This window comes from Variovorax sp. JS1663, from assembly GCF_002157355.1.
Lineage (GTDB): Bacteria > Pseudomonadota > Gammaproteobacteria > Burkholderiales > Burkholderiaceae_C > Variovorax.
Window position 1 is genome coordinate 1 of sequence record NZ_LYMK01000019.1, and the last position, 24,603, is coordinate 24,603.

The 24,603-nt window shown below is 66.2% G+C and carries 30 protein-coding genes and 1 pseudogene; 26 read left to right on the forward strand and 5 right to left on the reverse strand.

Annotated features, from left to right (window positions below; all coding sequences use genetic code 11):
* Window positions 1-96: 96 nt before the first annotated feature.
* The 6 genes from A8M77_RS17015 (at window position 97) to A8M77_RS17040 (ending at window position 4,331) form a co-directional block, all read left to right on the forward strand.
* Entirely contained in the window at window positions 97-345 is a 249-nt protein-coding gene (locus A8M77_RS17015; RefSeq protein WP_086922700.1) for a hypothetical protein, read from the forward strand.
* Window positions 342-941 (forward strand): hypothetical protein, encoded by a 600-nt coding sequence (locus A8M77_RS17020; protein ID WP_086922701.1) that lies wholly within the window; start codon window positions 342-344, stop codon window positions 939-941. Before A8M77_RS17015 ends, A8M77_RS17020 begins: the two co-directional genes overlap by 4 nt.
* A 20-nt stretch (window positions 942-961) precedes the next feature.
* Window positions 962-1,204 carry a helix-turn-helix domain-containing protein gene (locus A8M77_RS17025; protein WP_158100943.1) on the forward strand — a complete coding sequence of 81 codons (243 nt, stop codon included), beginning with the start codon at window positions 962-964 and terminating at the stop codon, window positions 1,202-1,204.
* Between the two features lie 259 nt (window positions 1,205-1,463).
* Window positions 1,464-2,225 carry an H-NS histone family protein gene (locus tag A8M77_RS37245; protein ID WP_086922703.1) on the forward strand — a complete coding sequence of 254 codons (762 nt, stop codon included), beginning with the start codon at window positions 1,464-1,466 and terminating at the stop codon, window positions 2,223-2,225.
* Between the two features lie 226 nt (window positions 2,226-2,451).
* Window positions 2,452-3,543: a site-specific integrase gene (locus A8M77_RS17035; RefSeq protein WP_086922704.1), complete on the forward strand. Its 1,092-nt coding sequence runs from the start codon at window positions 2,452-2,454 to the stop codon at window positions 3,541-3,543.
* A 5-nt stretch (window positions 3,544-3,548) separates the two neighbouring features.
* On the forward strand, window positions 3,549-4,331 hold the full coding sequence (locus A8M77_RS17040; RefSeq protein ID WP_086922705.1) for a hypothetical protein: 783 nt from the start codon (window positions 3,549-3,551) through the stop codon (window positions 4,329-4,331).
* On the opposite strand, the gene A8M77_RS17045 is transcribed toward A8M77_RS17040, so the two are convergent.
* Complete coding sequence (locus tag A8M77_RS17045; protein ID WP_086922706.1) at window positions 4,328-4,675, reverse strand: hypothetical protein; 348 nt, start codon at window positions 4,673-4,675, stop codon at window positions 4,328-4,330. The two genes, A8M77_RS17040 and A8M77_RS17045, sit on opposite strands and share 4 nt — an antisense overlap.
* A 246-nt stretch (window positions 4,676-4,921) precedes the next feature.
* Between A8M77_RS17045 and A8M77_RS17050 the strand changes: the two genes are divergently transcribed.
* The 6 genes from A8M77_RS17050 (at window position 4,922) to A8M77_RS17075 (ending at window position 8,359) form a co-directional block, all read left to right on the forward strand.
* Window positions 4,922-5,209, forward strand: a complete 288-nt coding sequence (locus A8M77_RS17050) for a hypothetical protein (RefSeq protein ID WP_086922707.1) — start codon at window positions 4,922-4,924, stop codon at window positions 5,207-5,209.
* Window positions 5,210-5,232: 23 nt separating this feature from the next.
* The gene (locus A8M77_RS35275) at window positions 5,233-6,048 is read left to right on the forward strand and encodes a hypothetical protein (RefSeq protein ID WP_143694635.1); all 816 of its coding nucleotides are present in this window, start codon (window positions 5,233-5,235) and stop codon (window positions 6,046-6,048) included.
* Entirely contained in the window at window positions 6,045-6,233 is a 189-nt protein-coding gene (locus A8M77_RS17060) for a hypothetical protein (RefSeq protein ID WP_143694636.1), read from the forward strand. The genes A8M77_RS35275 and A8M77_RS17060 overlap by 4 nt, the downstream gene beginning before the upstream one ends.
* Window positions 6,234-6,486: 253 nt before the next feature.
* Window positions 6,487-6,834, forward strand: a complete 348-nt coding sequence (locus tag A8M77_RS17065; protein WP_272947442.1) for a VRR-NUC domain-containing protein — start codon at window positions 6,487-6,489, stop codon at window positions 6,832-6,834.
* Complete coding sequence (locus A8M77_RS17070) at window positions 6,813-7,211, forward strand: hypothetical protein (RefSeq protein ID WP_086922711.1); 399 nt, start codon at window positions 6,813-6,815, stop codon at window positions 7,209-7,211. Before A8M77_RS17065 ends, A8M77_RS17070 begins: the two co-directional genes overlap by 22 nt.
* Before the next feature lie 23 nt (window positions 7,212-7,234).
* Entirely contained in the window at window positions 7,235-8,359 is a 1,125-nt protein-coding gene (locus A8M77_RS17075; protein WP_086922712.1) for a hypothetical protein, read from the forward strand.
* Between the two features lie 295 nt (window positions 8,360-8,654).
* Here A8M77_RS17075 and A8M77_RS17080 read toward each other — a convergent pair whose 3' ends face one another.
* Window positions 8,655-9,134 (reverse strand): hypothetical protein, encoded by a 480-nt coding sequence (locus A8M77_RS17080; RefSeq protein ID WP_086922713.1) that lies wholly within the window; start codon window positions 9,132-9,134, stop codon window positions 8,655-8,657.
* A 269-nt stretch (window positions 9,135-9,403) separates the two neighbouring features.
* Here A8M77_RS17080 and A8M77_RS17085 point away from each other — a divergent pair, with 269 nt between their 5' ends.
* From A8M77_RS17085 to A8M77_RS17105, 5 genes are all read left to right on the forward strand, one after another.
* Window positions 9,404-9,847 carry a hypothetical protein gene (locus A8M77_RS17085; RefSeq protein ID WP_086922714.1) on the forward strand — a complete coding sequence of 148 codons (444 nt, stop codon included), beginning with the start codon at window positions 9,404-9,406 and terminating at the stop codon, window positions 9,845-9,847.
* 172 nt (window positions 9,848-10,019) lie between these two features.
* Complete coding sequence (locus A8M77_RS17090; RefSeq protein ID WP_086922715.1) at window positions 10,020-11,300, forward strand: RNA-guided endonuclease InsQ/TnpB family protein; 1,281 nt, start codon at window positions 10,020-10,022, stop codon at window positions 11,298-11,300.
* A 64-nt stretch (window positions 11,301-11,364) separates the two neighbouring features.
* Window positions 11,365-11,964 (forward strand): hypothetical protein, encoded by a 600-nt coding sequence (locus A8M77_RS17095; RefSeq protein WP_086922716.1) that lies wholly within the window; start codon window positions 11,365-11,367, stop codon window positions 11,962-11,964.
* Between the two features lie 288 nt (window positions 11,965-12,252).
* Window positions 12,253-13,431 (forward strand): CAP domain-containing protein, encoded by a 1,179-nt coding sequence (locus A8M77_RS17100; RefSeq protein WP_158100944.1) that lies wholly within the window; start codon window positions 12,253-12,255, stop codon window positions 13,429-13,431.
* Window positions 13,432-13,492: 61 nt separating this feature from the next.
* Window positions 13,493-14,134 (forward strand): LuxR C-terminal-related transcriptional regulator, encoded by a 642-nt coding sequence (locus A8M77_RS17105; RefSeq protein ID WP_086922718.1) that lies wholly within the window; start codon window positions 13,493-13,495, stop codon window positions 14,132-14,134.
* 101 nt (window positions 14,135-14,235) lie between these two features.
* Here the strand turns inward: A8M77_RS17105 and A8M77_RS17110 are convergent, their stop codons facing one another.
* Together A8M77_RS17110 and A8M77_RS17115 are read right to left on the reverse strand one after the other, a co-directional pair.
* Window positions 14,236-14,697 (reverse strand): hypothetical protein, encoded by a 462-nt coding sequence (locus A8M77_RS17110; RefSeq protein WP_086922719.1) that lies wholly within the window; start codon window positions 14,695-14,697, stop codon window positions 14,236-14,238.
* A 287-nt stretch (window positions 14,698-14,984) separates the two neighbouring features.
* Window positions 14,985-15,362: an autotransporter outer membrane beta-barrel domain-containing protein gene (locus A8M77_RS17115; RefSeq protein ID WP_238136856.1), complete on the reverse strand. Its 378-nt coding sequence runs from the start codon at window positions 15,360-15,362 to the stop codon at window positions 14,985-14,987.
* 201 nt (window positions 15,363-15,563) lie between these two features.
* Here A8M77_RS17115 and A8M77_RS17120 point away from each other — a divergent pair, with 201 nt between their 5' ends.
* Both A8M77_RS17120 and A8M77_RS17125 read left to right on the forward strand, forming a co-directional pair.
* A complete protein-coding gene (locus A8M77_RS17120; protein ID WP_436825255.1) occupies window positions 15,564-15,809 on the forward strand; it encodes an AbrB/MazE/SpoVT family DNA-binding domain-containing protein in 246 nt (81 codons plus the stop codon).
* Window position 15,810: 1 nt separating this feature from the next.
* Complete coding sequence (locus tag A8M77_RS17125) at window positions 15,811-16,245, forward strand: type II toxin-antitoxin system VapC family toxin (RefSeq protein ID WP_086922722.1); 435 nt, start codon at window positions 15,811-15,813, stop codon at window positions 16,243-16,245.
* 943 nt (window positions 16,246-17,188) lie between these two features.
* On the opposite strand, the gene A8M77_RS17130 is transcribed toward A8M77_RS17125, so the two are convergent.
* The gene (locus tag A8M77_RS17130) at window positions 17,189-18,115 is read right to left on the reverse strand and encodes a LysR family transcriptional regulator (RefSeq protein ID WP_086922723.1); all 927 of its coding nucleotides are present in this window, start codon (window positions 18,113-18,115) and stop codon (window positions 17,189-17,191) included.
* 134 nt (window positions 18,116-18,249) lie between these two features.
* Here A8M77_RS17130 and A8M77_RS17135 point away from each other — a divergent pair, with 134 nt between their 5' ends.
* The 7 genes and pseudogenes from A8M77_RS17135 to A8M77_RS36865 all read left to right on the forward strand — a co-directional run bounded on the left by A8M77_RS17135 (window position 18,250) and on the right by A8M77_RS36865 (window position 24,603).
* Complete coding sequence (locus A8M77_RS17135) at window positions 18,250-19,182, forward strand: hydroxymethylglutaryl-CoA lyase (protein WP_086922724.1); 933 nt, start codon at window positions 18,250-18,252, stop codon at window positions 19,180-19,182.
* Between the two features lie 14 nt (window positions 19,183-19,196).
* Entirely contained in the window at window positions 19,197-20,351 is a 1,155-nt protein-coding gene (locus A8M77_RS17140) for a CaiB/BaiF CoA transferase family protein (protein ID WP_086922725.1), read from the forward strand.
* A gap of 42 nt (window positions 20,352-20,393) precedes the next feature.
* Complete coding sequence (locus A8M77_RS17145; protein WP_238136857.1) at window positions 20,394-21,368, forward strand: Bug family tripartite tricarboxylate transporter substrate binding protein; 975 nt, start codon at window positions 20,394-20,396, stop codon at window positions 21,366-21,368.
* Window positions 21,369-21,393: 25 nt separating this feature from the next.
* Window positions 21,394-22,470: a 4-hydroxyphenylpyruvate dioxygenase gene (gene hppD / locus A8M77_RS17150; protein WP_086922726.1), complete on the forward strand. Its 1,077-nt coding sequence runs from the start codon at window positions 21,394-21,396 to the stop codon at window positions 22,468-22,470.
* Between the two features lie 81 nt (window positions 22,471-22,551).
* Window positions 22,552-22,748, forward strand: a pseudogene (locus A8M77_RS17155) (2-aminoethylphosphonate--pyruvate transaminase); the annotation flags it as partial.
* A gap of 398 nt (window positions 22,749-23,146) precedes the next feature.
* Window positions 23,147-24,034 (forward strand): TonB-dependent siderophore receptor, encoded by an 888-nt coding sequence (locus A8M77_RS36860; protein WP_238136858.1) that lies wholly within the window; start codon window positions 23,147-23,149, stop codon window positions 24,032-24,034.
* Window positions 24,031-24,603: a TonB-dependent receptor domain-containing protein gene (locus A8M77_RS36865; protein ID WP_238136859.1), complete on the forward strand. Its 573-nt coding sequence runs from the start codon at window positions 24,031-24,033 to the stop codon at window positions 24,601-24,603. Before A8M77_RS36860 ends, A8M77_RS36865 begins: the two co-directional genes overlap by 4 nt.

Consider the following 24,603-nt stretch of genomic DNA (forward strand, 5'->3'; position numbering starts at 1 on the left):
CCCGCGCGCCAACAGCCCCCCCACCCGTCCGAGCTGGCGCCACACCACCCGCGGGGATAGCCCGCGAGGAACCAAGCCCCCAAAGCACCTGCACCTATGAAGACATTCATCGCCGCCGTCGCCCTGAGTCCCTGGATCGCCTACTACCTGCTGAGTCTGCGGGCCGGCGAGGACGCAGCGTGGCAGTTCGTGAGTTCCAGCCTGTGGGTGGCCACGCCCATCCTGATCGCGGTCGCCGCCCTGCGCGCCTACGGCGAAGGCCTGCAGCGCGGCGCGCGCGGCTGCGACGTGAGCAACCCGGACCGCCCCGCATTTCAACCCACCCAACTCGGACAACTGAATTGAGCTCCGCAGCCGACCTTCTCTCCCGCCACCTCTTCGGGCGGATCCCCGTCGCGCCGACTGCGCCGGCCGACTCCTCCTGCACGATCCGCAGCATGGACGGCCTGCCGCCCGTGCGCCGCCAGCGCCCCGGCCTGCACCGGCACCCAGCCACCGAGATCACGCCGGCGATGCGGTCGCTCAACTGCCCGAGCGTGCGCGGCGCAGGCGTGCCCGAGCCCGGCACCCAGATGAAGCCCGAGATCGCCGCCCTCTGGGCCGACGCCCTCGAATCGGGCAAGTACAAGCGCGGCGCGCGGCGCCTGAAGGACCGGCTCGGCCGCCACTCGGCCGTCGGCGTCCTGTGCGAGGTGCACCGCTCGCTGCACCCGGCCATGCGGGACCTGCAGCCCGAAGGCGCCAGCTACCTCGGCGAGAGCGCCCTGCTGCCGCGCGTCGTGCTCGCCTGGGCCGGCTTGGACCTCTTTGCGAGCCAGGGGCCCGAGATCGCCATCAAGTCGAAGCTGACCCGCCAGTGGCGCTCGTTCGCCGTGGACGTGCACGACTTCATGGGCGCGTCCTGGCCCGAGATCGCGCGGGCCATGCGCAGCCAGATCTGATGAAGCGAGCAACCGTTCCCATGGGCTTCGATGCCGCCTTGTTCGGGGCTTGCCTGAGGCAGCGTCGCCTGAACAAGTCGCTCACGCTGCAGGAGCTGGCCGGTCTAACCGGCTTCTCGGTGTCCTCGATCTCCGAGATGGAGAACGGCCGGAAGCCCACCTTCCCGAAAGCCGCCGGCGTCTGCAAAGCGCTCGGCGTGCGCCTCTCCCGCGTGTTGCTCGATGCCGAGCGACAAGCCGATGCGGCCCGTGCCGCGAAGTGAATCCGAAGAGAAAGCCCCCCATGGTCCGAGACGCCTTGATAGGTTTCGGCGTGGACGCGCTCGGCAGACAGCCAAGGCTGGCGGCAAGCGGGCCTTCCCCGACCCGCCTCCTTCGCGATAAGCTCTGGCTAGAATTCGGGCAGCCGTGCGTTTGAAGATTGCAATTCTTTCCACAACGTTCATCGACAATTCACACGTTTCTGTCGCCAACGTTCAAAACGTCAGGCGATGACTCCATCAATCAAACGTTCCAGACTCAATGACGAAGTCCTACGCGCAAATCAAAGCCACCATCGCCAAACTCGAAAAGGAAGCTGCCGCGCTCCGTGCAGCTGAAGCGACCAAGGTGGTTGCGCAAATCAGGGAGTCGATTGCAACGTTTGGCCTCACGGTCGAACAGCTCTTTGGCCGCGGAGCCAAAGCATTGAAGGCAGCCGCGGGCAAGGCTCTCGGCGGCGGCAAGGCAGCTCGCAAGGGCGCAGGTATTCCCAAGTACCGCGACCCGAAGACGGGCAAGACTTGGACGGGCTTCGGCAAGGCCCCGAGTTGGATTGCCACGGCTCGCAGCCGTGACAAGTTCCTCATCGACCAACCTGGCGACGTCACAGTGCCTTCCGCCAAGGAAGCCGCGGCGCCTGTCGCTGCAGTGGCAAAGAAGGCCACCCGCAAGGCCCGCACCGTTGCTGCTCCGGCGAAGAAGTCGATTCGCATCAAGAAGGTGGCTCCCACTTCTGCCTCAGTCCCCGAAATCAAGGCGGCGAAGCGAGTTGCAAAGAACGCTGTCGCCAGGAAGAGTGCTGCTTCGAAGAAGACCGCGCCCGCAAAGAAAGCAGCGGCTGCACCCAAGGCTGCGAAGGCTGCGAAGGCTGCGAAGGCTGCCAAGAAGGCCGCCGCCTCCAAGGATGTCAAGTCCCACCCTGCCGCCAAGACCCGTAGCCTGCGCACGACCACGAAGGCTGCGGCGCCTGTTGTGACATCCGCCGCGCCGGAGACAGCCGAGACGGGAGTATCCGGGACCTGACATCTCCGCCGGCCTGTCTCGCCGAAGAGGCAACCCAATCGGGCCGCTTTGCGGACCGACTCTATTGGTTCGGTGGCCTCATTCTGTTCGTTCTGACCCTTTGATCAGCGACGGTCGGCTTCAACTCGTGCCAGATGAGGCATGTGCCCGCTGCTGATGCTTCCCCGCAACGGGTAAGAGCGCGCGCAGGCTTCGATGCAGTGCGCGACCCTTATCCTCGGGCGACATGGCCCGCACCGTCACGAACTCCACAGCACGCAGCCTCCCCTGGCTGCAGAACCCGCTCCAGGCGCACAAGGAGTGGCGCTCGACGCTGAGCTGGAGCCACGCAGGGGACGAGAGCAACGGCGAAGCGCTCTACACGGAGCACAGCAACAAGCTCTACCAGTCCTTCTGGGGCAAGTTCTGCCGGTGGCTCGCAGCCAAGTCGCTCAAGCTCGACCAGGTCCAGCAGGCCCACATCGAGGACTTTCTCGCATCGCTGCGCGGTCGCAAGAGCGCGCCGGCCAGCGTGCGCACCATGCGCACCTATTTGGCTGAGATCAACCGGGTGTTCACGCACCTGGAGGCATCGGGTGTCCTGCGCACCAACCCCGCAGCGGTCGTGCTCGAAGGCAAGCGCAGGAAGGCCGAGAGCCGCATCGAGACCGACCCACCGCTGCCTGCCGGCCCGACGTTCCTGGCGGCCTACGAGAAGATGGCCGCCCGGATGTTCGTCGAAGAGCGCGCGCAGCTGCGCCAGGGGTGGACGCCCGCGCGCAACCTCGCGCTGCGGCTCCTCGTCGCTGAATGCGGCCTGAAGCTGTCCGAGGTCTGCAAGCTCATCCCGCGGAACATCTCCTTCCTGGAAGACGGCACGGTGGTGATCCGCTCACCTGGACACCGGCAAGTCGCAGCGCGGACGGTCGTCGGGAAGCGCCAGCTCGCCGCCGCCCTCGCGCGCTGGATCGATATGCGCTCTGAGCTTCGGGTCGTCCGGTCTCGCCGGGCAATCGCGGAGGGCTCGCGCGCCTCGAACCGCCTCTTTCTCGGCCAGATCGACATCGCAGCGGCCGGGGACGTGGTCGCCGGCGGGCTCGGCGCGGCGCGCAGCCCGATCGCCCCGGACCTAGCCGAGCGCGTCGTGACCAGCTGCGTGGAGCGGACCCTGGAGGAGCTGGGCCACCAGGCCGCGTTCCACGGCCCGCAGTTCGTGCGCAACGCCTATGCGGCGCGGCTGATCCATCGTGGGATGAACGACGCGGATGTATCAAATCAGCTGGGGATGAAGACGACGTTTACGGCGCGGGCGATTCGCGAGAAGCTTCAGCAGGGGTAGGCCGAATGCTCAGCCATCAAGAGATCCACGCCACCGCCACGCCGCCGCCAAGCATGCCTAGCTCCAAGGGACTCGACGCCGTGCTGCTCAATGAGGAGCTGCACGAGGCCCACTGTCGGATCGTCACGCCGTCAGCGCTCGCACTGCTCCTGGGGTTGCCGGGCCGCTCGGGCGTGTTCCTTCCCCAGGCCTCCCTCGGCTACTGCCAGAGTTTTGGCCGAATCATCGTTGTGGGGCGCGCGCCAAAGGGGTGGCTGAACAAGGTCGATCTGTCCACCACGCCGATAGCCGACTATGTTCGTCGCTCCGCCGACGCCCACCTCGGGTTGCTGTTGGCGAAACCGGGGAAGCACAAGTTCCTCCAGTTTTTGAATCGCGGCAACCAGCGCATGGGTGGTGTTGCCGGTGCTCTTGGCTGGTGCAATCTATTCGCGGCCAGCCATGCTAGTGCCTCGCCAACGACCATTGCGAAGAACTTCCCCGACGCGTACCAGGCCATCAAGCGCCTCTCCAGAGAGCTTCTGGACGCCCAGTTGAGGATTCTTCGGCCGCACGTCATCTGCTTTGCAACGAACCCGTCCTTCGACACCCAGCTCAAGAGCCACTTCGGTGAGCGAATGGGTCCTGTTGCCGTTGAGAATGAAGGCGCCCGGCTGCGCTTCGAGCTTGATGGCATTCCCGCCTGGCGCATCAACCACCCGATGCACCTGACGAAGCTCGATCGTGATACGGCGCTAAAGGACATGATTGCGGTCGCAAAGGCCGCTGCCACCCGCGAAACGGCCTAGCCGGATCGAGGCCTGATTCCAACATCCGGATCCGCGTCGTACGGCCACCCGAGCTCGTAGCTTCCCAGCGGCGCCGGCGCTGAATCGTTCGCGGCGCGCCGGTCCCCTTCCCTGCGCACGATGGGCACATAGGCGTCCCAGCGGACAGCGGCCATCACCATTTCGTCGACCTTCTCGCGCGTCGCACTGGCCGGCACCAGAAGCCTGAAGCGCTCGAGGGTGGCCGCCTCCATTGCTGGCGAGTTCGACATCCTCAGGAACGCCTGGTCGGCCTCCTCGACCGTTGAGAACCAGCGGGCCGATGTGCCCATCACCGCACGCGGGTCCACGGCGATGCAGTGCACTGACCTGCTCGCCGGCGATCCGACAGAAGCCGGGGCCAGCGCAATAGTTGCTTGAGGACCGGCATGGCCGGAGCGTCTGGAGAGAAATGAAGGGAGTCGCGCCACAGTCTGCCTTGCGGTATTCGTGTCTGTGTCGGTATTCTGTTGCGAACTAACAATTTCACAAGCTTTTTCTGAAGTCGAGCAGAATCCCTGTGGATCTCGATCGATGGAGACCCTCCCCTGCATCGAATCTCGAAGCCCTGTATGACCGTCTTCAGCATAGCAATCACCATGGACATCGTCTGCGCCGCCATCAGCATGGCCGGCAGCCTGCTCGTGGCGCGTTATGACCGGTGGTCGTACCTGGGCTGGATGGCCTGGCTCGTGGCCAACGTTCTCTGGATCGTCTGGGCGTTCACCGCGCCGACCGCGCCCGTGTGGGGCGTCGTCGCCCAGAACGTCTATTTCTTCTACACCAGCGTGAAGGGCTACCTCGCCTGCCGCAAGTCCATGAAGGCGGCCCCGGCGTCTTCCGCAATGGCATCGGCCTGACCGCTCGCCTCCTCCGGAATCACATGACCACTCAACGCCTGGACCCTCGCCGGCTCCATACCCCTGAGATCGAAGCCCTTCGCGCCCCTTTCGAAGGCTACCTCCGTTCCACTCTGCTCCAAGGCCTGCCCGACAGCGACGTGTGCAAACTTCTAGAGCGCGCCGGCACCGGCTACGTCGAGGGTCACATCGACGCTGCGTGGAACGGGTTCCAATGGCTGGCCCAGGAAACCCTGATTCGGCTGGAAGACGATCACAAGCCGGCCGAGGTCCGCAAGGTCGGCGCAGCGCCCGCGGATGCCTCGCGCCCGAATGCTGAAGCCGTGGCTGCCTCCTACTACCCCTTGACCAACGGCGAGGAGATCGACTGGGCACTGCCTCTCTTCGACAGCGACGGGTACCCCCATAGACTTGTAGAACTCGGTGGCATCCAGGTCGTCACCCGCCACTCGTTCGCCTTCGTCATCTGGGACCGGAAATCGCTCTCGATGGTCAACAATCCTGACGGCACCCCGTTGACCATCGGCAACACCCCCATGTCGCCCGAGGAACGCGAGCGTCGGCGCCAAGTGGGCGCGCAATGCTGGGCGACCTGCATGCTCAGGCAGCGCAGCGGGCCGAAGACGACCAGGACGACGAGCGCAGCTCCACTCCCCGCGGCTGATCGCGGTGCTGGACATTCCCGTCATCGCGCTCTTCACCGCCGCCACCGCGAGCGGCTTCGTCGGCGCGCTCGCCGGAGGTGCTTTCGTCGTCCGATCGCTGCGCAAGGGGCCACCTCGCCGTGCGGACGGTCGAGTTGCCGCGCCAGCTCCTGGCGCTCGACTCGCTCGTCGTGACCACCGTCTTTCAGGAATCGGAAGGCCGGATCGTCATGAGGACGGACAAGGAAATCCGCCCGGCGGAAGTGCAGGCCGACATGATCCAGGCCTGGCTCGACGAGAACGACCTGGTGGTCCAGTTCAAGACCCGCGAGTTCAAGGCGCCCCCGCCGAAGAGCAATCCCTGGAAGGCCAAGCAGTGAGCGCCGCGTTCCAGCGCATGAGCGCAGCCGAATATCGCGCGCGAATGGGCCTTGCCCCGGCGGGCTCGCCCGACAGCGAACTCCTCCGATCGGTTGCGCCAGAACACCTGCGAGTCCGTGGCGGCTCGCTGGCGCTGGAGACGTCCGCACCAAAGACAACCTCGCTGGCGCTGGCGCCGGAAGTTGACGCCCGGTCCGACCTCGCAAGCCCCGCAAGCTAGCACTGGCAAACGGCCACCCGACGGAGGACCAGATTCACCGGGCCTGTGCGGACTGGGTCTTCGCTCACGAGGGGATCTATCCCTTCCTGCGCTGGCTCATGCACGTGCCCAACGGCGGCCTGCGCAGCCGGGGCGAGGCCGGAAGAATGCGCGCCATGGGCGTGCGCAAGGGCGTCGTGGACTGGATCCTTCCATTCCCGAGCCCGACCGGCCGATATACCGGCCTGGCGATCGAAGTGAAGTCCAACCGCGGAACGGTAAGCGACGAGCAACAAGACTTTCTGGACGATGCGGCTGCCGCCGGCTGGCTCACGGCCGTCGTCCGTTCAAGTGATGAATTTGTGAAGGCAGTAGAGCAATGGATCCGAGTAAGACCCTGATCGATGAACACGCGCGGCGGCGCATCGGCGAGGCCATGGGAGAGCCAGCAGAAGTCGTCTGGCGCGTGATGGACCACGAAGAGACCAACTGCGCGCGTGAGTTCAACCGCAGCAATTCCAGGCACCCCGAGCGCGATTGCAAGGCCTGGATTGCCGGGCGCGACAAGCTCCACCCCGAGCACAAACCCGGCTACCAGGCGCGCCCCTCCGAGGTCTTCCCGAACTACCTCGGCCTGACGAACGCCGGTGCACGCTTCGTCAACTGGGGCCTCATGCAGCTGGACGAGCCCGGCCGCGAGAACCTCTACACGCGCATGCTCGGCGGCGAAACGGTCGTGATTGCCCTCGCCGCCATCCTTTTCCCTGAGCCCACCTGAACGCACCTGGCGCCACGCGAACGATGTCCACTCTCGAACATGCACCCGCATCCAGCTTTCTCTTCTACACGGGCAACGGATCCGACAAGGTGTACCAGGCACACCTGCGGCAAAAGGACGCGGGCTGGGTGGTCGACTATGGAAACGGCCCGCGCGGCGGCACCCTGCGCACCGGCACCAAGACGGCAACGCCCCTCGCCTACAAAGCGGCCAGGAAGATCTACGACAAGCTGGTGCGCGAGAAGACCTCGGGAGGCTACACCCCGGACCAGTCGGGCACGCTCTACACCGCGAGCGACCTCGCGGGGCGCAAGAGCGGCGAGCTGCCGCAGCTGCCCACGGCGATCACCGAGGACCAGGCCGAGCTGCTCATGCGCGACACGAACTGGGGTCTGCAGCAGAAGGCCGATGGCGAGAACCGCATCCTGATCTTGGAGGGCACCACGGTGCGCGGCACCAACCGGCGCGGCCTCTTCGTCGACATCCCCCAGAACTGGAGCGAACTCTACTCGGACGGCCGCACCGTCATCGCCGGCGAGCACGTCGGCGACCGCTTCATGGCCTTCGACTTGCTCGAGTCCAAGGGCCAGGACTTCCGGGGCCGCCCGTTCCTCACCCGCTTCAACCACCTCGAACAGATCGCCAGCGCCATCCCATGGATGGAAGTGCTCGAACTGAGCGTCGCCACGGAGGACAAGCGCCGCCGCGCCGCCGAGATCCTCGCGTCGAACGGCGAAGGCTTCGTCTTCAAGCGGCTGGAGGCCCCCTTCGAAGCCGGCCGCAGCGAGGACAGCCTGAAGTTCAAGTTCACCGAGACGGCTACATGCCTGGTGCTGCGCCAGAACGCCCAGCGCTCGGTCGCGGTGGGACTGCGCGACGACACCGGCGCCATGGTCGACCTGGGCAACGTGACGATCCCGCCGAGCGAGGCCATGCCCGCCGTGGGCAGCCTGGTCGAAGTGCGATACCTCTACCGCTTCAACGAAGGCAAACTCGAGCAGCCGGTCTTCAAGATGCCGCGCCCGGACATGACCGAGGACGCGGCGGTGCTCTCGCAGGTGACGCGGATCAAGGTGCGAGGTGACGAACGTTCAGAGAGCGGGGACGAGGAAGCCGAGGAATGCCTCGAGGATCGTCCTCGCTGCTGATCCAGATCAGGGGCGGCGCCGCCCGCCTGGTGGTATCGACCGTTGGCGGACACCCTTTCCGCGCGGCGCAGCAACGAAAAGTCAAGGCCCTCTTTTCCCCGTGCCCGGTGGACAGCTCTGTGGACAAGTCCATGAGCAACCACTCGGAACCGCATCTAGCGTGGTTTCCCTTGGGGTGCTCACAGAATAGGCAGTCAGGGACTTTTTTTCTAGGACTCGTCGCCGGTTCCTCACGGCACCTGCCACGGGTTCTCAGATTCGTCGATCCCCCGGAATTACCGCGTTTCGCTTTCACTCACCTCACCTGCCCGGAAAGCCGGTCCATCAAGCGCCGCATCTCCAGCAGACCAGCCTCCTCCTCGAGCCCGTCGTCGGCCACCTCCCCGCCGATCCAGCTGCGCTCGAAGATGACCTTGATCCAGTCCTCGCCGAACCCCTTGAAGAGCGGGAGATTGCGCACCATGGGATGCGCCAGCATCGTGCTCACGAACTCCCGCGGCCGCTGGCGCAGGAACGGACGCACCGTGAGCTGGCGCGGCAGCGGGACGCCGGCGGGATGCGAGATCCCGGTCGTCAGGTCCGTCCGCATGGTCATGGCCACCAGGTGGCCGAACTCGGGAAACGGGCACACCGGCTTCGCATCGAAGTTGAAAGACAGGTAGGCGAGGTTCCACGCCTCCAGGTCGTGCTTGAGCGCCGGGAGCGTGCTGGGCCCGCGAAACTCACCGTCGACGAACCGCCCGTAGTCCTCGATCGGCTTGGCTGAATATCTCACTCGAACGCCTTCCTCCTGGGCGCCGAGCCTACCAAACCGCGCGTCGCCTCATCGGGGCGCCCCGGCCGGCCCGTTGATTGATGCGCCAAGGCTTGTTCCGGCGAGGCTGTTGCGCCAGAGAAACAGCTTCCGGGGAGAGAGATCTTCGAGCCTACAGAGGAAAGAGCGAAGACGTGATTCCCCGAACCTCTTCTGTTCCGCTACGATACTCTAATGCGAACGAAAGAGGCGAGCAAATCCGCCAGACATCGGGCATTCGAAGGACTTTCATGACACCCACCAGCCTCGATCTCTTCAGCGAGCCCGAAACCGCCAGCGCGCCAGCCCCCAAGGCCGGCATGCCCACTTCGATCACAGCGACCAGCACGGGCATGCCTCCCGAATGGGGCCCCTACGCCCTCGACATTGTCTTCGCAGACCGCAAGCAGTATCGCAAGGCCCGCCTCTCGCCAGCCGCATCCGCCGAGCTGGTGCGCGCGCTCTGGACCTACGCACATGCCCGCCATGAGTCACTGATGTCCCGGCGCGCCGCCGACAGCTCGGTTCTACTCGGGAGCCGCTCTCGGAAAGACGAATTGAACGAGGCGATGCGTATCATCGAAAGCCACTGCATCGTGGGGGAAGACATTCCTCCCGCACGCGAGTTCGGCCCCCAGTTCGATCTTCGGCACCTCGCCGGCGAATCGCCCTTCCCGGTCGCTGAGACGCCGTGACCAGAATGCGCGTCAACCCCGCCCTTCAGGGCGGGGAAGGAAAGCGTGGACGCCGCAGGCGTCCCTTCCTGTACGGCGCTGCTCAGTCTGCAATGGAGTCGCGGGAATTTCTAAGCGATCTGTCTTCGCGACCTTGCGCGTAGCGCTGACGCCTCTCCATACTGTTCCTCACATGTCCATCGATTCGGCCCTCCGCGCCTACCGCTTCCAGCTCCGTCCGCGCCCCGCGCAGGAGAGACAGCTGGCCCGCTACGCGGGCATGCTGCGCTGGCTCTGGAATCGAGCTCTCGCCGAACAGCAGGCACGCCGCGAGCGCGGCGAGCCCTACGCGAACTACGTGGCTATGGCCAAGTGGCTCACGGCCTGGCGCAACGCGCCAGAGACGCAGTGGCTGGCCGATGGCCCTGTGCATCCCCAGCAGCAGGTCTTGAAGCGCTTGGACGCAACATTCCAGACTTTCTTCGCGAATATGAAGGCGGGCAAGAAGCCTGGCTACCCCCGCTTTAAGAAGCGGGGCGAGGAGCCGGGCATTCGATTTCCGGACAACAAGCAGTTCAAGCTGGAGGCGGCCAACGGCCGCCTTCAGTTGCCGAAGCTCGGCTGGGTGCGCATGCGGATGAGCCGGACGGTCGAAGGTGATCTGCGCAACGCCAGCATCACCCGCGAGGGAGACCGCTGGTACGTGGCAATCCAGACGCTGCAGCCCGCCGTCCTTCCGGCCGCCGACGTTGCGCCGACGCTCGGCATCGACGTGGGCGTCACGAACTTCGCGGGCCTCTCGGATGAACGGCTGATCGCGTCTCTGGCGGCGCTGGCCGCACAGCAGCGGCGCCTCGCGCGCTACCAGCGCAGCGTAAGCCGCAAGCAAAAGGCTTCATGCAATCGCAAGAAGGCCATCGTGAAGCTGCGCGCGCTGCACAGGCGCATCGCGCAGCAGCGCAGCGACTGGCTGCACAAGCTCACGAGTGGCCTGGCGGCCGAGCATCCTGTGATCGCGATCGAGGACCTGCGCGTTGTGGCGATGAGTGCCTCGGCCCGCGGTAGCGCGGACAGGCCGGGGCGCAACGTGCGCCAGAAGGCCGGCCTCAATCGCTCGATCCTTGACGCTGCGTGGGGCGAGTTCAGGCGCCAGCTCGAGTACAAACTCGCCGCCGTCGGCGGCCAGCTGGTGGACGTGAATCCGGCCTATACCAGCCGCACCTGCCGCATCTGCGGCCACGAGTCGGCCGACAACCGGAAGACGCAAAGCGTCTTCGCCTGCGTGGCCTGCGGCCACACCGAACATGCGGACATCAACGCCGCAAGGAACATTCTGGCCGCGGGGCACGCGGTCTGGGCTTCGACACTGAAGCCCGATGCCTGTGGAGGGGTGGTCAGACGCGCGGCGTCCGCAAGGACGAAGCGCGCAGCCCCGGCGAAGCAGGAACCCTCCGAAGGAGTAACCTGTGCGTAAGGCCCAGGTCACGTCAGCAGGAATCCCCGTCCTTCAGGGCGGGGAGGATGTCAACGATCTCCACATGGACAACGACGACGATCCGGACGAGACGCTCGAAGTGCTCTCGCGGATCAACTTCAACGGCATGGGCTGGATCGCCAAGCTCACGGCCAACGAGCGGGTCGAGCTGCTGAAGCGATTCGCCGCCCTCCCCTATGCCATGGAAGTCGAGAGCACTCGCGGCTGCGTTGCCGTGCTTCACGGCGAGGTGCCCCGCGGCATGGACTGGGAGGACTTCGTCGCAGGCCTGGAGCATGGCGATGCTGACGTTCTGGAATCGTGCCTGCGCGGCCGCGAGCGCCTGAAGCGCGGTGACTCGCGGGGCGTTCCTGGCATCGGCCGGATCTTCGCTGGCCACACACCGCAGCCAGCAGCAAGCAGCAGCAGCAGGCAGTTCGGGGGCGCCGCGCGCCTGGGAAACTGCTACGCGACCGACAGCGGGGCCGTCTTCGCCGAGCTGTCGAATCGACGAGGCGCGGCGCTCACGATGGCCAACATGGCCTTCCAGACCGGCTCTCTCACGAGCCCTCGCGAGGAAGGCCGGGTCCGACTGCACGACCAGACCGCGGACGCGCCTCTTGGGGCTTATGCCGAGGCCGAGCAGACAGCGCCGCGCGGCTAGCGCTCCACACGCCCGGCATTTCCCGCCGATAGATCCTGGCGGGCAGTCGCGGGCCGCTCGCAGTTCATCTGCAGCGACGCATGCGCGGTGAGGATCGGCCTCAAGCCAAGAGCTGCTGCGGCTCATTGACAACAAGCCCGACGCTCTCAACAGCGTCAAAGTAGTACCTACTTGATACGTGCCCTGGCACATATCGATGGCTCGCGCGGTTTTTTTTGCGCGTTGCTCTAGCGCGAATTGAGTCCGCATCGATACTATGAATTGTCATTAAATCACTCGGAAGCATTCATGCAGAAAAAGGTTCTCTCTCCGATCGCTCTGGCCCTGGTCACCCTCGCCCTGGTGGGCTGCGGCGGCGGCGGTGGTGGAGGCGGTGGTGGTGGATTCCTGCCGATCGCCGCGGCCCCAGCTCCTGCGCCGGCACCCGCGCCAGCGGCGCCGGCACCGGCACCCGCAGCCGATCCGGCTCCGGAGCTTCCGGCCGCCCCCCCGCCGCCCACCTCTGGCGATTCGACGCTCGTGACGAGCATCAATGCCGCTACCTACACGGCCGGCTCGGAGGAGTTGGCAGCCTTCGCCAAACTCAACGCTGAGCGTCAGAACTGCGGCTTCGGTCTTCTGCAGCAGAGCACTCCGTTGGACACGGCCGCCTCCGGTCATGCGAACTACCTGCTTCGCAACAACAAGGCCGGCCACTTCCAGGACCCGAGCGATCCGTTCTTCACCGGCAACAACGCGCTTGACCGCGCCAATGCTGCGGGCTATTCAACGTTGCTCGTTCTCGACGACAACGCGGACATCACCGGCGGCGGCGCCAACCTGATCACAGGCCTCGGCGTGCAAGCTCTTCGCGGGCTGCTGAGTGCTCCCTACCATGCTCTCAGCCTCCTGAGCCCCGAATTGGACATCGGCATCTCGATCAAGAGCAGCGACGCCACGGGTACCACCGGTACCTTCGGCCCACGTTCGATCCACCAATTCAATCTGGGCCTCGCGCAGGGGGCTGCGTCGCAAAAGCCGAGCAGCGCGGCGGTCCAGACGTACCCGTGCGACGGAACGATCGGCACGGCGCACACGCTCAGGAACGAGACTCCAAACCCGATCCCGGGTCGCGATCTGAATGCCAACCCCATCGGACAGCCGATCCTGATCGCAGTTCGTCCGGGTCAGGGCATCGCCATCTCGAGCGCCTCGATGAAGGCGAAGGTCAGCGGCACGGTCGTGGCCCTGCGCCCCGTCATGACGAAGGCAAACGACGCCAACGGCATGCTGAACCCGAGCCAAGCCGTTCTGATGCCCGATGCGCCGCTGAGCCCCAACACCGAGTACGAAGTGAGCATCGTCGGCAACAACACCACGCTGACTTTTGACGGCACCAACTGGGTGAGCACCGGCACCAACCCCGCGATCACGACCAACTCGACCGGTGCCTTCACCAAGACGTTCTCGTTCACCACGGGCAGTTAAGCTCTCGCACTAGCCGCTCAGCGCTGCGCCATCTCCAGGAGGGTCTCGTGCCCTCTTGCAGATGGCGCGTTTCATTGGAGAGAAGATGATCAGTGTGGGAATCCTAGATCGCAGGCCTATCGTTCGCGCGGGGCTCGAGCTGTTCCTGGCCGGGCTTCCGGATCTACGCTTTGCCGGACATACGGGCGACCCAGGAAAAGTGGTGAGCCTTGTGCGGACAGAGGATGTGCGGGTGCTCATCTGTTCCCTGTCGCATGCGGTCGACGTCCTCAGGGAGACTCGCGAGCATTGCTCGGAGCTGGCTGTCCTGGTGCTCTCGGATGTACCCCCAGACGAACTGGTCGTGCAGGCAATTCGCTCGGGCGCCAAAGGGCACCTTCAGGCCGATGCGCGGCGGGCGGAGTTTCTGGATGCGTTTCGCGCGGTTGCCACGGGCCGCACCCACCTCTCGGCATCCCTGGCGGAGCAGCTCATCGACAAGAGGGAAGGGCCGGCCAAGGCCCCGCATGAGACTCTGTCGGAACGCGAGTTCCAAGTGTTCATGAAGCTCGCTCAGGGGAGCTCCGCCGTCGAAATCGCGAAGTCACCGGCCCTCAGCGCCAAAACTGTTGCGACCTATCGCTCTCGCGTCCTTGAGAAGATGCAGTTGACCAGCAACAGTGACCTCACCTACTACGCCATGAAGAATCGCCTCATGGCTTGAGCTGGACGCACCCAAGAAGAAAGCCGCCTCAGGGCGGCTTTCTTCTTGGCCGGAGCCAGAATGCTAGATCGCGGCCGCCCGGCGTGTCGCGTAGATCCGCTCTACCAAGGACGCGGATTCACCGCCTGACAGAACGCAATCCATTGAATCCCACCCAACGCAAGGGCACAGTCCGAAATGCCCAGGTTCCACGCCGCATCCACGCGCCCGGCGACCGCATTCGCCGTAGCCTGGGCGTTGTTTGCTCGGTTCCACGCGTCAGCAGCGGTGTTGCTGGCGTAGTTCGCAACGTCCCCAGCCCAGTTGGCTGTGGCCTGGGCGTTGTTGCCGACTTGGGTCGCATAGTTGGCCTGGTTGTTCGCCACCGTGGCCGTCCACTGCGCGTTATTGATGCCGGCGTTCAGGTTGGCCACGATCTGATTGATCGGGGCGGCTGTCACCTGTCGGCCGGCGGTCGAGTTCGCCACCTGGAAGGTCTGCGCGGCGGCAGGAAGGGCAGCGCAAACAACCACGCCTGCGGCCAGCAGATGGAGGGATCGCGCAACAATCCGCAAGTTGAACATTGGAAATCCTTCGCCCAAAAAATGCAGCGTATTTTTTGGGCCAATCGAAAAGGCCAGACATTGTCTGCAGCGCACTATGTACACGAAGTGTAACTCTTTTGATGCTATGCGCCACGGGAGATGGATTTTTTCCAGAGGAATTGGACGTAGGTTTCCGAAAGATGTGGTCAATTTTGACTAAGAACTGCGCAGCTGGCCTGCTACAACGCAGCCCCCTTCCCCCGAATACCTGCTGCGCCCTCCTGCTGTTGCCGCCCTCTCGACCTTGCGACCGAACGCGCGCCCACTCAGAACGACCAGGTCAAGTCGACCTTGGCCCCGTGGTCCTGAAGGCCATTACCGAACTGCCCTGAGTAGGAGGCGCTGAGCGTCAGGTTCGGGCGTAGCTGCGTCTCGATACCCGCCTCCAGCACCGCGACATTCTTCGCCAGCGGCACGCCGGCCAAGGTGAACGGCAGGCTGCCGCCGAATGCATGCGTGGTGTTCGGCGTCGTGTCGCCAAACGCATGGCGCCAGCCCGGCCTGCCGCGCAGGCGCGTGCTGTCGCTCGCCTGCATTCTTGCCCGCACGCCGAGGGTGGAGAAGGTCGTGTCGCTGCTGGCGCCTTCGCCGTAGAGCGCCGCCGGTCCGCTGCGCTCGAAGGAAGAGCGGACCCTGCGCGGCACGTTCGGCGCCGAACAAGAAGACTCGTGCGCCAATGTGCGGCGACGGATCTCACGGCTGCGGCCGTGGCCGCAATTGGACTCTGTTCCTTTACTACTTTGGGCCGGCGATGCAGGGCGAGAACGTTTCGGACAGCCGGGCCCGCCCCGCTTGACATCTTGCGGTCAGAAAGTAGCATGTATATCCATGAAGGGATATACATCATGGACCTGCAAGTGGCAAAGTGGGGCAACAGCCTAGCCCTTCGGATTCCGTCCGAGGTCGTGCGCCGGCTCGGCCTGCACGAAGGCGCAACCGTCGACGCGCAGATCACCGTGGATGGCGCCCTGTCGATCCGGCCAGCGCAGTGGGATCGCAAGGCGTTCGCTCTCGAGTTGACCGAGGCGCGCAAAGCCATGCCGATGAGCGCCCCCGTGATGGAAGAAGTACGCCGCGATGCCAGGTACTGACATGGTCTACGTCGACACCAGCGTGCTCGTGCCTCTGTTTGTGAATGAGGCCCACAGCGCGGCCGCCGCCGCTTGGTACTCGAGCGAGAAGGCGGAACTCGTCGCCGCGGCCTGGTGCATTCCGGAGTTCGCCAGCGCGCTTGGCATCAAGCAGCGCACCGGCGCGATCGACGCGCAACACGCTCAAGGCGCCTGGTCGCGCTTCGAACGCATGGTGGCTGCCGACCTGCGGCTGTTGCCGGTTGAGCCGGCGCACTTTCATCGAGCGGCCGAGCTGGTACTGGATGCCGCGAGTGCTCTGCGTGCCGGCGACGCGCTCCACCTAGCGTGTGCCGAAGCCGCAGGCGCGAAGCGCATGGCGACGCTCGACGACGTCCTTGGCCGTAACGCCCAACGGCTGAAGATCAAGCCCGTCACGCTGCGCGGTTTGACCTGATGGATATCGGCGCTTCAGCGTGCAGCGAAGTCCTCCGCCGCGGCCCTGCGATCGGGGTGCGCCCGTGGCAAGCGTTGGCCAACCGCATGCGGCCACAAGCGGCCATAGCAAGGCACGCGCCGTGATTGATGAACCTAGGCCCACTACAACGACCTGCCATGCAAAGAGCCAGCCTGTTCCAGCTTAAAGACCGATTTCTGGTTCACCCTGAATCCCGAACAACATCGGGCCTGTGGCTCGCCATGCCTGACTACGTCACTCTTTCGCTCAACGCCTCCCCGCTTGAGCTGGGCGCGGCGGTTGGCAGAGCTCTTGGCCAGTCGATGGATGGTGTCGCGCACCCCACGGTTTGGACCGGGCTGTCCAAACCTAGGCTGGATGCGGCGGGAGTGCGCTCGGAGAGTGCATTCGTGCGCGGTGCGCGTTGCGTAGGGGTCCGTCGGTCCGAGGAAACTGTGTTGAAGCCGAGTCGCAACGGCGGGCCGACAGGCGAACAGCGCGGCTTCACGGACCTTCCGGAACTTCGCCTTGTCCTGTCGGAAATCCCACTGAGCCGGAGCTCGGAGATGCTCTGTTGAATGCGTTGGCCCGATGCGAAATTCCGGAGTAGCCGGCGGCGGTGCAGCACGCAAACGACCTTGACGAGCGGCCGCTATCGAGGACCAGCGACAGTCAGCTTAGGGCCCCACTGCGGTCCCTGACACCGCCCCCGAAGCAGGCGTTCAGAGCAGGGCTGCTCAGGTCTCACGGCCGCTGCTCTGTGTGCCGGTGCATACCAGATCCGGCACTCGCACATGGCCGCGAGCTCGATGATTGCTCCGGGCACGGCACCCGCTTGCCCATGAGCGCGAGCTTCTACCTGCCGCGGCGGGTTTCGCGGACGACCTGATCGAGTGGCTGCCCCGCCGGAGCAAGGAGGCCCGCACGGGATCTCGGGCGCGGATCATTCGGATTCCTCCGCGGCGGCACGAGCGCCCGCAAGCTTCGCCAGGTGGGCCACGAGCAGCCCCGCAGCAGGCGACAGGCGCTTCTCGTCGTTGAAGCAGATGGCGAAATCGCGTCGCGCCCAGCGGTCCGTCAGCCCGATGAGCTTCAGCTCGTAGACCGCGGCCATGGGCTCGGCGATCTCGTGCGGCACGATGGCGATACCGAGGTCGGCGCGAACGCATCGCAGGCATGCGTCGAAGGTCGACACGACCGCCCGATAGTTCAGCGGCTGCCCGATGATGGCGGCGGCCCGGGCGAGCATCGTGTGCACCGCCGTGTTGGCGGGCAATCCGACGTGATCGAAGGCCAGCGTCTGCTCGAAGGCGACCTGTTTCCGTCGCGCGAGGGGATGCTCCGGCGGCGCAATGACGGCGAGCCGATCGCTGCGGTACGGCCGCGTCTGGAGGCCTTCCAGATCGGCTGCGTTCCAGCACACGCCGACGGGCGCGAGGCCTTCGCGGATGCCCCGCACGAGGTCGCGGCTAAGCGATTCCTCGATGTCGACCCGGATGTCGCGATGCGCCGGGATCTGCAGAAAGCTCGCGATGTCGTCCGGCAGGTTCTCCGCGATCGAGGAGACCGTCGCGAGCACGCGCACCTGGCCCTTGATGCCCTTGCCATAGGCCGCCATGTCCCGCGCAGCGCGGTCCTGGCCGGCCAGCAGGGCGCGCGCATGCTCCAGCAGGATCTCCCCCGCCCCGGTCGGGACCACGCCCCTTCGGTTGCGCTCGACGACGGCGTTGCCGACGATGCTCTCCAGCTGTGCGATGCGCTTGCTCACCGCGGATGCAACGATGTGGTGCAACTCCGCGGCGCGCGCGATGTTGCGGGTCTCGCACACGGTCACGAAGAGGCGAAGCGTGGTGAGGTCGAGGTCGTGCATGGGCCTTAGCCATTCCAGGCCGGAACGATGAGCGTTCCACAATACCGCTTTTCCTTATCTTCCGGAATCCCTAAAGTCTCCCCATCAAGACGGCCACCGGCCAGGAGAGAACCGTGACGAGCGCAACCCCCAAGATGCCATCCACTGCCGTGATCCGCGAAGTCGGGTTGCGCGACGGGCTGCAAAGCATTGCAACCATCCTCGACACGGCGCACAAACGCGAATGGATCGCCGCCGCGCACGCCGCCGGCCAGCGCGAGATCGAGGTCGGCTCGTTCGTGCCGGCGCGCCTGCTGCCGCAGCTGGCCGACACCGCCGAGCTGGTGGACTTCGCCAAGACCCTGCCCGGCCTGTTCGTCTCGGTGCTGGTTCCGAACCTGCGCGGTGCCGAGAACGCGATCGCGGCCAAGGCCGACCTGATGATCGTCCCGCTGTCGGCCAGCCATGCCCACAGCCTGGCGAACCTGCGCAAGACGCCCGACGAGGTGGTGGCCGAGGTGGCGCGCATCCGCGCGGCCCGCGATGCGGCCGGGTCGAAGACGCTGATCGAAGGCGGCGTGGGCACCGCCTTCGGTTGCACCATCCAGGGCCGGGTCGAGAAGAGCGAGGTGCTGCGCCTGATGCAGGCGCTGCTCGACGCCGGCGCCGACCGCGTGAGCCTGGCCGACACCGTCGGCTACGCCGATCCGGCCATGGTGCGCGAGCTGTTCGAAGAGGCGGTCGAGATCGCCGGCGAGCGCTTCTGGTGCGGCCACTTCCACGACACGCGCGGCCTGGGCCTGGCCAATGTCTACGCGGCGCTGGAGGTGGGCGTCGCCCGCTTCGACGCCTGCCTGGCCGGCATCGGAGGCTGCCCGCACGCGCCCGGCGCGAGCGGCAATGTCTCGACCGAGGATCTGGCCTACATGCTGGGCAGCATGGGCATCGCGACCGGGGTGGACATCGATGCGCTGCTGGCCCTGCGCCAGCGCGTCGCAGGCTGGCTGGCGGGCGAGACGCTGCACGGCTCGCTGTGGCAGGCCGGGCTGCCCAAGACCTTCCCGCGCGAAGCCGCGCTTTCCCATTGACTGGATTTCCCCTCATGAACGCCCAAGACAACCAGCTCCCCCTCGCCGGCATCCGCGTCGTCGAATTCACCCACATGGTCATGGGCCCGACCTGCGGGATGATCCTGGCCGACCTCGGCGCGGAGGTCATCAAGATCGAGCCGCCCGGTGGCGACAAGACGCGCAAGCTGCCGGGCCTGGGCATCGGCTTCTTCCGCAGCTTCAACCGCAACAAGAAGAGCGTGGTGCTGGACATCACGACCGACGAAGGCCGCGCCACCGCGGCCGAGTTGGCCGGCGACTGCGACGTGGTGCTGGAGAACTTCCGTCCCGGGCTGATGAAGAAGCTCGGCCTCGACTACGACACGCTCTCCAAGCGCTACCCGAAGCTGATCTACGTCACGCACAAGGGCTTCCTGCCCGGCCCCTACGAGAAGCGCCTGGCGCTGGACGAGGTGGTGCAGATGATGGGCGGCCTGTCGTACATGACCGGCCCGGTGGGCCGGCCGCTGCGCGCAGGCACTTCGGTCAACGACATCATGGGCGGCATGTTCGGCGCCATCGGCGTGCTGGCCGCGCTGCGCGAGCGCGATCTGACCGGCAAGGGCCAGGAGATCCAGAGCGCGCTGTTCGAGAACTGCGTGTTCCTGTCTTCGCAGCACATGCAGCAGTACCTGATGACCGGCGAGGCGCCGCCGCCCATGCCCTCGCGCGTGTCGGCCTGGAGCGTGTACGACGTATTCACGCTGGCAGCGGGCGAGCAGCTCTTCATCGGCGCGGTGAGCGACAAGCAGTTCGAGACGCTGTGCCGCGTGCTGGAGCGCACCGACCTGCTCGACCGACCGGAATTCGCCGACAACGCCGCGCGCGTGGCGGTGCGTCCGCAGTTGCTCGCCACGCTGGGCGAGATCCTGGTTCATCATCGCATCGAGGAACTCTCGCTCAAGCTGGAGGCCGCGGGCATTCCCTATGCGCCGATCATGCGGCCCGAGCAGTTGGTGGAGGACCCGCATCTCAAGGCCAGCGGCGGCCTGGTGCCGATGACCACCGACGACGGCGGCACGACCGACGTGGTGCTGCTGCCGCTCCTGATGGGCGGCCGTCGCCCGGGCGTGCGCTCGCCGCTGCCGAAAGCCGGGGAGCACAACGAGGAGATCCTCTCGCGGCTGGCATCCCGGCAGCCGGCCTGACAAGCTGATCATCGAGCAAGCACAACTTCAGGAGACAAGACCATGAACAATCAGATGTCCCGCCGCACCCTGCTGGGCCTCGGCGCGTCCGCATTCGCCGCCACCGCCCTGCCCGCCTTCGCGCAATCCGACAAGCCCGTGCGCCTCGTGCTGCCCATCAGCGCCGGCTCGGGCGTGGACACGATCGCGCGCGCCGCCTCGCCGGCGCTGGGCAAGACGCTGGGCCAGCCGGTGGTGATCGAGAACCTGCCGGGCGCCGGCGGCATCACCGGCGCCTCGGCCGTCGCCAAGGCGGCGCCCGACGGCCTCACGCTGGGCCTGTTCTCGAACAACCACGTGATCAACCCGGCGGTCTACAAGAAGATGCCTTTCGACGCCATCAACGACTTCACGCCCATCAGCGTGATCGGCGCGACGCCGCTGGTGCTGGTGGCGGGCAAGGGCATGCCCGCGAAGAACGTGAAGGAACTGGTGGCGCTGCTCAAGGCCAAGCCGGATGACTACAACTACGCCTCTTCAGGCAACGGCACCATCATCCACCTGGCCGCCGAGCTCTTCCTGGAGCAGGCCGCGGTGAAGGTGCGCCACATTCCCTACAAGGGCACCGGGCCGATGGTGACGGACCTGATCGCGGGCCAGGTGCAGTTCGGCGTGGTCGCGCTGCCGGCCATCCAGCAGCACATCAAGAGCGGCGCGGTCACTGCCATCGGCCTGTGCAGCGGCAAGCGCTCGCCCGCGGCGCCCGACGTTCCCACCATCGCCGAGCAAGGCCTGCCAGACTACGACGTCGAGGGCTGGTTCGCGGTGGTCGGCCCCGCCAAGATGCCGCCCGCCGAGGTCAAGCGCGTCCACGACGCCTTCGTCCGGGCCTTCCAGAGCCCCGACGTGGTCGATGCGATGAACAAGCAGGGCAACGTGGTCAAGCCGACCTCGCCCGAGGACGCCGCGAAATTCTTCAAGAGCGAGGCGGCGCGCTATGCGGCGCTGGCGAAGAAGGCCAACGTGACGCTGGACTGAGACAGACGGCAACAGGAGCTTTTCAATGACGGATCTCTTCGACAACCCCATGGGCCTGGCGGGCTTCGAGTTCGTCGAGTTCGCGTCACCGACGCCCGGCGTGCTCGAGCCCGTGTTCAAGGCACTCGGCTTCCAGGAGGTGGCGCGCCACCGCTCCAAGGACGTCTCGCTCTACCGCCAGGGCGGCATCAACTTCGTCGTGAACCGCGAGCCCAAAAGCCACGCCGCTTACTTCGCGGCGGAGCATGGTCCCTCGGCCTGCGGCATGGCCTTTCGCGTCAGGGATGCGCATCATGCCTACCAGCGCGCCCTCGACCTGGGTGCCCAGCCCATCGACATCCCCACCGGGCCGATGGAACTGCGCCTGCCCGCCATCAGGGGCATCGGCGGGGCGCCGCTGTACCTGATCGACCGCTTCGAGGAAGGCCGGTCCATCTACGACATCGACTTCGAATGGATCGAGGGCGCGGAGCGCCATCCCGCGGGCCATGGACTGAAGATCATCGACCACCTCACGCACAACGTGTACCGCGGCCGCATGGCCTATTGGGCCGAGTTCTACGAGCGGCTCTTCAACTTCAAGGAGATCCGCTACTTCGACATCCAGGGCGAGTACACCGGGCTCACCTCCAAGGCCATGACGGCGCCCGACGGCCGGATCCGCATTCCGCTCAACGAGGAGTCGGCCAAGGGCTCGGGCCAGATCGAGGAATACCTGATGGCCTTCAACGGCGAAGGCATCCAGCACATCGCACTGCTCACAGACGACCTGATCGCCTCGGTCGATGCGCTGCAGATGGCGGGCGTTCCGCTGATGACCTCGCCCAACGACATCTACTACGAGATGCTGGAGAAGCGCCTGCCCGGCCACGGCCAGCCGGTGCCCGAGCTGCAGGCGCGCGGCATCCTGCTGGACGGCTCCACCGAGGGCGGCACGAAGCGGCTGCTGCTGCAGATCTTCTCCGAGACGCAGCTCGGCCCGGTGTTCTTCGAGTTCATCCAGCGCGCCGGCGACGAGGGCTTCGGCGAGGGCAACTTCAAGGCGCTGTTCGAGTCGATCGAGCGCGACCAGATCCGCCGCGGCGTGCTGCAGGCAGACTAGCGCAGAACGGCCCCATCGGGCGTGACGCCCGAGGCAGCCGAGGTCTCGTGACAAGGTGCCCGCAGCCATCTGCCCAGGCGCTACGACTTCAAGACCTTCTACCAGGAGGTCAAGAAGCGCGGCTACATCCTCTACCCGGGCAGGCTGACCCAGGTGGAAACCTTCCGCGCGGCTGCATCGGCCACTTCGGCGAGGCCGGCATCCCGGGCGCGGTGGCGGCGGTGGCGGACACGCTGAAGGCCATGGGCATCGAGACCGACGCGCCGGCGCTGGCCTGAGTGCCGCAGCGGCCGGGCGCCGCGTCGGAGACACTTGGCAGGCCGTCAATGAGAATCTTTCTCATTTGTTGATCTACAATCCCGGCCGAATCCAACTGTCCGAAATGCCGTCGCCGGGATCGCTGCCGCGTCGGCGCGGCGATCCATGCAAAAGCTCCTCGTCTCGATGCCGCTGGTCCTGGCGGCACCGCTGGTCTACGCGCAGGCCTCCCCCACCCCCGCGAACACGGGCGACCTCGGCACCGTGACCGTGCAGTCGGAGCGCGCCAGCGGCTTCGTCGCCAACACGGTCGAGGCCGGAACCTTCCGCGGCGCGAACATCATGGACGTGCCGGCCACCGTCAACACGGTGACGCGCGAGGTGATCGAGCTGCAGGGCAGCCACGGGCATCTACGACGTGCTGCGCAACACGGCCGGCGTCACGCGCCAGCAGAACGGCGGCGACACCTTCGACCAGCTGGTGATCCGTGGCCTGGCGGTCGAGAACCGCACCAACTTCCGCCTCAACGGCTCGCTCGCGATTCCCAACGTCTCCGAGATCCCGATGGAGAACAAGGAGCGCGTCGAGGTGCTCAAGGGCGCCTCGGCGCTCTACTACGGCTTCACCTCACCGGCCGGCGTGATCAACCTCGTGACCAAGCGCGCCGGCAGCACGCCGGTCTCGACGGTCGGCATGACGGTCGGCGACGAGGGCACGGCCCAGGCCTTCGTCGACCTGGGCCGGCAGTTCGGCGAACAGAACCAGTACGGCCTGCGCATCAACGCGGCCGGTGGGCGGGTGGGCTCGACCATCGACGACGTGGAGGGCCACCGCAAGTTCCTGTCGGCCGCCTTCGACTGGCGGGTGAACAGCCGCCTCACGCTCAAGGCCGACCTGGAGTACTACCGCAAGCGCATCACCGAGCAGGCCGGCATCAACCGGCTCGCCGCGGTCAACGGCCTGATCCCGCTGCCGGCCCTGCCCGATCCGCGCAAGCTGCTCGGGCCGCCGTGGGCCGAGTTCGAGGCCGAGGTCAAGACCGCGCAGGTGCGCGCCGACTATTCGCTCGGCAGCAATTGGGCGCTGATGGTGGAAGCCGGCCGCTCGGAAGCCGAGCGCGACCGGCGCCTGGCGATCTTCGGCAACTACAACGTGCTCACCGGCGCCGGCCGGATCAGCGGCAACGTTCAGCACCTGGAGCAAAGCTCCGAGCTGCTGCGCACCGAACTCTTCGGTACCTTCGCGACCGGGAGCTTGCAGCACGAGCTCACGCTCGGCGCCGCGCCCGCATGCCACCGGGCGTGAGCAAGCAGAAGGAGCTCGGCCTGCGCTGGCTCACCGGCAGCGGCACGCTGCTGTCGGCGGCGCTCTTCGACATCGACCGCCCCGGCGCCTACACCAACAGCGCCAACACCTTCGTCGCCGACGGCCGCAGCCGCTACCGCGGCCTCGAGGTCTCGGCGCAGGGGCGGCTCACGCGGCAGCTGGCGTGGCAGCTTTCGGCGCAGACGCTCGACGCCGCGTTCCGCGACATCAACGCGCAGTACAACGGCCGCATGCCCGAGAACACGGCCAAGCGCACGGCCAGCGCCTTCCTGTCCTATGACATCGCGGCGGTGCCGGGCCTCTCGGTCAACGGCGGCGCCTACTACACGGGCCGTCGCCCGATCGACGACCTGAACCAGGGCTTCATCGGCGGCTACACCATCTTCGCGGCCGGCGCGCGCTACGTCACGCAGCTGTTCGGCAAGCGCACGCTGTGGCAGCTCAACATCGACAACCTGGGCGACAAGCGCTACTGGGCCGCGGCGGGCACCCGCCTGGCGGTCGGCACGCCGCGCACGGTCAAGGCCACGCTCAAGATCGATCTCTGA

Bases quoted from the DNA above. Each gene is read 5' to 3' on its own strand.
- A8M77_RS17105 (WP_086922718.1), top strand. From the start codon at position 13,493: ATGGCGCGTTTCATTGGAGAGAAGATGATCAGTGTGGGAATCCTAGAT.
- A8M77_RS17090 (WP_086922715.1), top strand. From the start codon at position 10,020: ATGTCCATCGATTCGGCCCTCCGCGCCTACCGCTTCCAGCTCCGTCCG.
- A8M77_RS17035 (WP_086922704.1), top strand. From the start codon at position 2,452: ATGGCCCGCACCGTCACGAACTCCACAGCACGCAGCCTCCCCTGGCTG.
- A8M77_RS37245 (WP_086922703.1), top strand. From the start codon at position 1,464: ATGACGAAGTCCTACGCGCAAATCAAAGCCACCATCGCCAAACTCGAA.
- A8M77_RS17015 (WP_086922700.1), top strand. From the start codon at position 97: ATGAAGACATTCATCGCCGCCGTCGCCCTGAGTCCCTGGATCGCCTAC.
- A8M77_RS17100 (WP_158100944.1), top strand. From the start codon at position 12,253: ATGCAGAAAAAGGTTCTCTCTCCGATCGCTCTGGCCCTGGTCACCCTC.
- A8M77_RS17130 (WP_086922723.1), bottom strand. From the start codon at position 18,115: ATGCACGACCTCGACCTCACCACGCTTCGCCTCTTCGTGACCGTGTGC.
- A8M77_RS17110 (WP_086922719.1), bottom strand. From the start codon at position 14,697: ATGTTCAACTTGCGGATTGTTGCGCGATCCCTCCATCTGCTGGCCGCA.
- A8M77_RS17095 (WP_086922716.1), top strand. From the start codon at position 11,365: ATGGACAACGACGACGATCCGGACGAGACGCTCGAAGTGCTCTCGCGG.
- A8M77_RS17040 (WP_086922705.1), top strand. From the start codon at position 3,549: ATGCTCAGCCATCAAGAGATCCACGCCACCGCCACGCCGCCGCCAAGC.
- hppD (WP_086922726.1), top strand. From the start codon at position 21,394: ATGACGGATCTCTTCGACAACCCCATGGGCCTGGCGGGCTTCGAGTTC.
- A8M77_RS17135 (WP_086922724.1), top strand. From the start codon at position 18,250: ATGCCATCCACTGCCGTGATCCGCGAAGTCGGGTTGCGCGACGGGCTG.
- A8M77_RS17075 (WP_086922712.1), top strand. From the start codon at position 7,235: ATGTCCACTCTCGAACATGCACCCGCATCCAGCTTTCTCTTCTACACG.
- A8M77_RS17050 (WP_086922707.1), top strand. From the start codon at position 4,922: ATGACCGTCTTCAGCATAGCAATCACCATGGACATCGTCTGCGCCGCC.
- A8M77_RS17085 (WP_086922714.1), top strand. From the start codon at position 9,404: ATGACACCCACCAGCCTCGATCTCTTCAGCGAGCCCGAAACCGCCAGC.
- A8M77_RS35275 (WP_143694635.1), top strand. From the start codon at position 5,233: ATGACCACTCAACGCCTGGACCCTCGCCGGCTCCATACCCCTGAGATC.
- A8M77_RS17140 (WP_086922725.1), top strand. From the start codon at position 19,197: ATGAACGCCCAAGACAACCAGCTCCCCCTCGCCGGCATCCGCGTCGTC.
- A8M77_RS17070 (WP_086922711.1), top strand. From the start codon at position 6,813: ATGGATCCGAGTAAGACCCTGATCGATGAACACGCGCGGCGGCGCATC.
- A8M77_RS17125 (WP_086922722.1), top strand. From the start codon at position 15,811: ATGGTCTACGTCGACACCAGCGTGCTCGTGCCTCTGTTTGTGAATGAG.
- A8M77_RS17145 (WP_238136857.1), top strand. From the start codon at position 20,394: ATGAACAATCAGATGTCCCGCCGCACCCTGCTGGGCCTCGGCGCGTCC.
- A8M77_RS17025 (WP_158100943.1), top strand. From the start codon at position 962: ATGGGCTTCGATGCCGCCTTGTTCGGGGCTTGCCTGAGGCAGCGTCGC.
- A8M77_RS17120 (WP_436825255.1), top strand. From the start codon at position 15,564: ATGGACCTGCAAGTGGCAAAGTGGGGCAACAGCCTAGCCCTTCGGATT.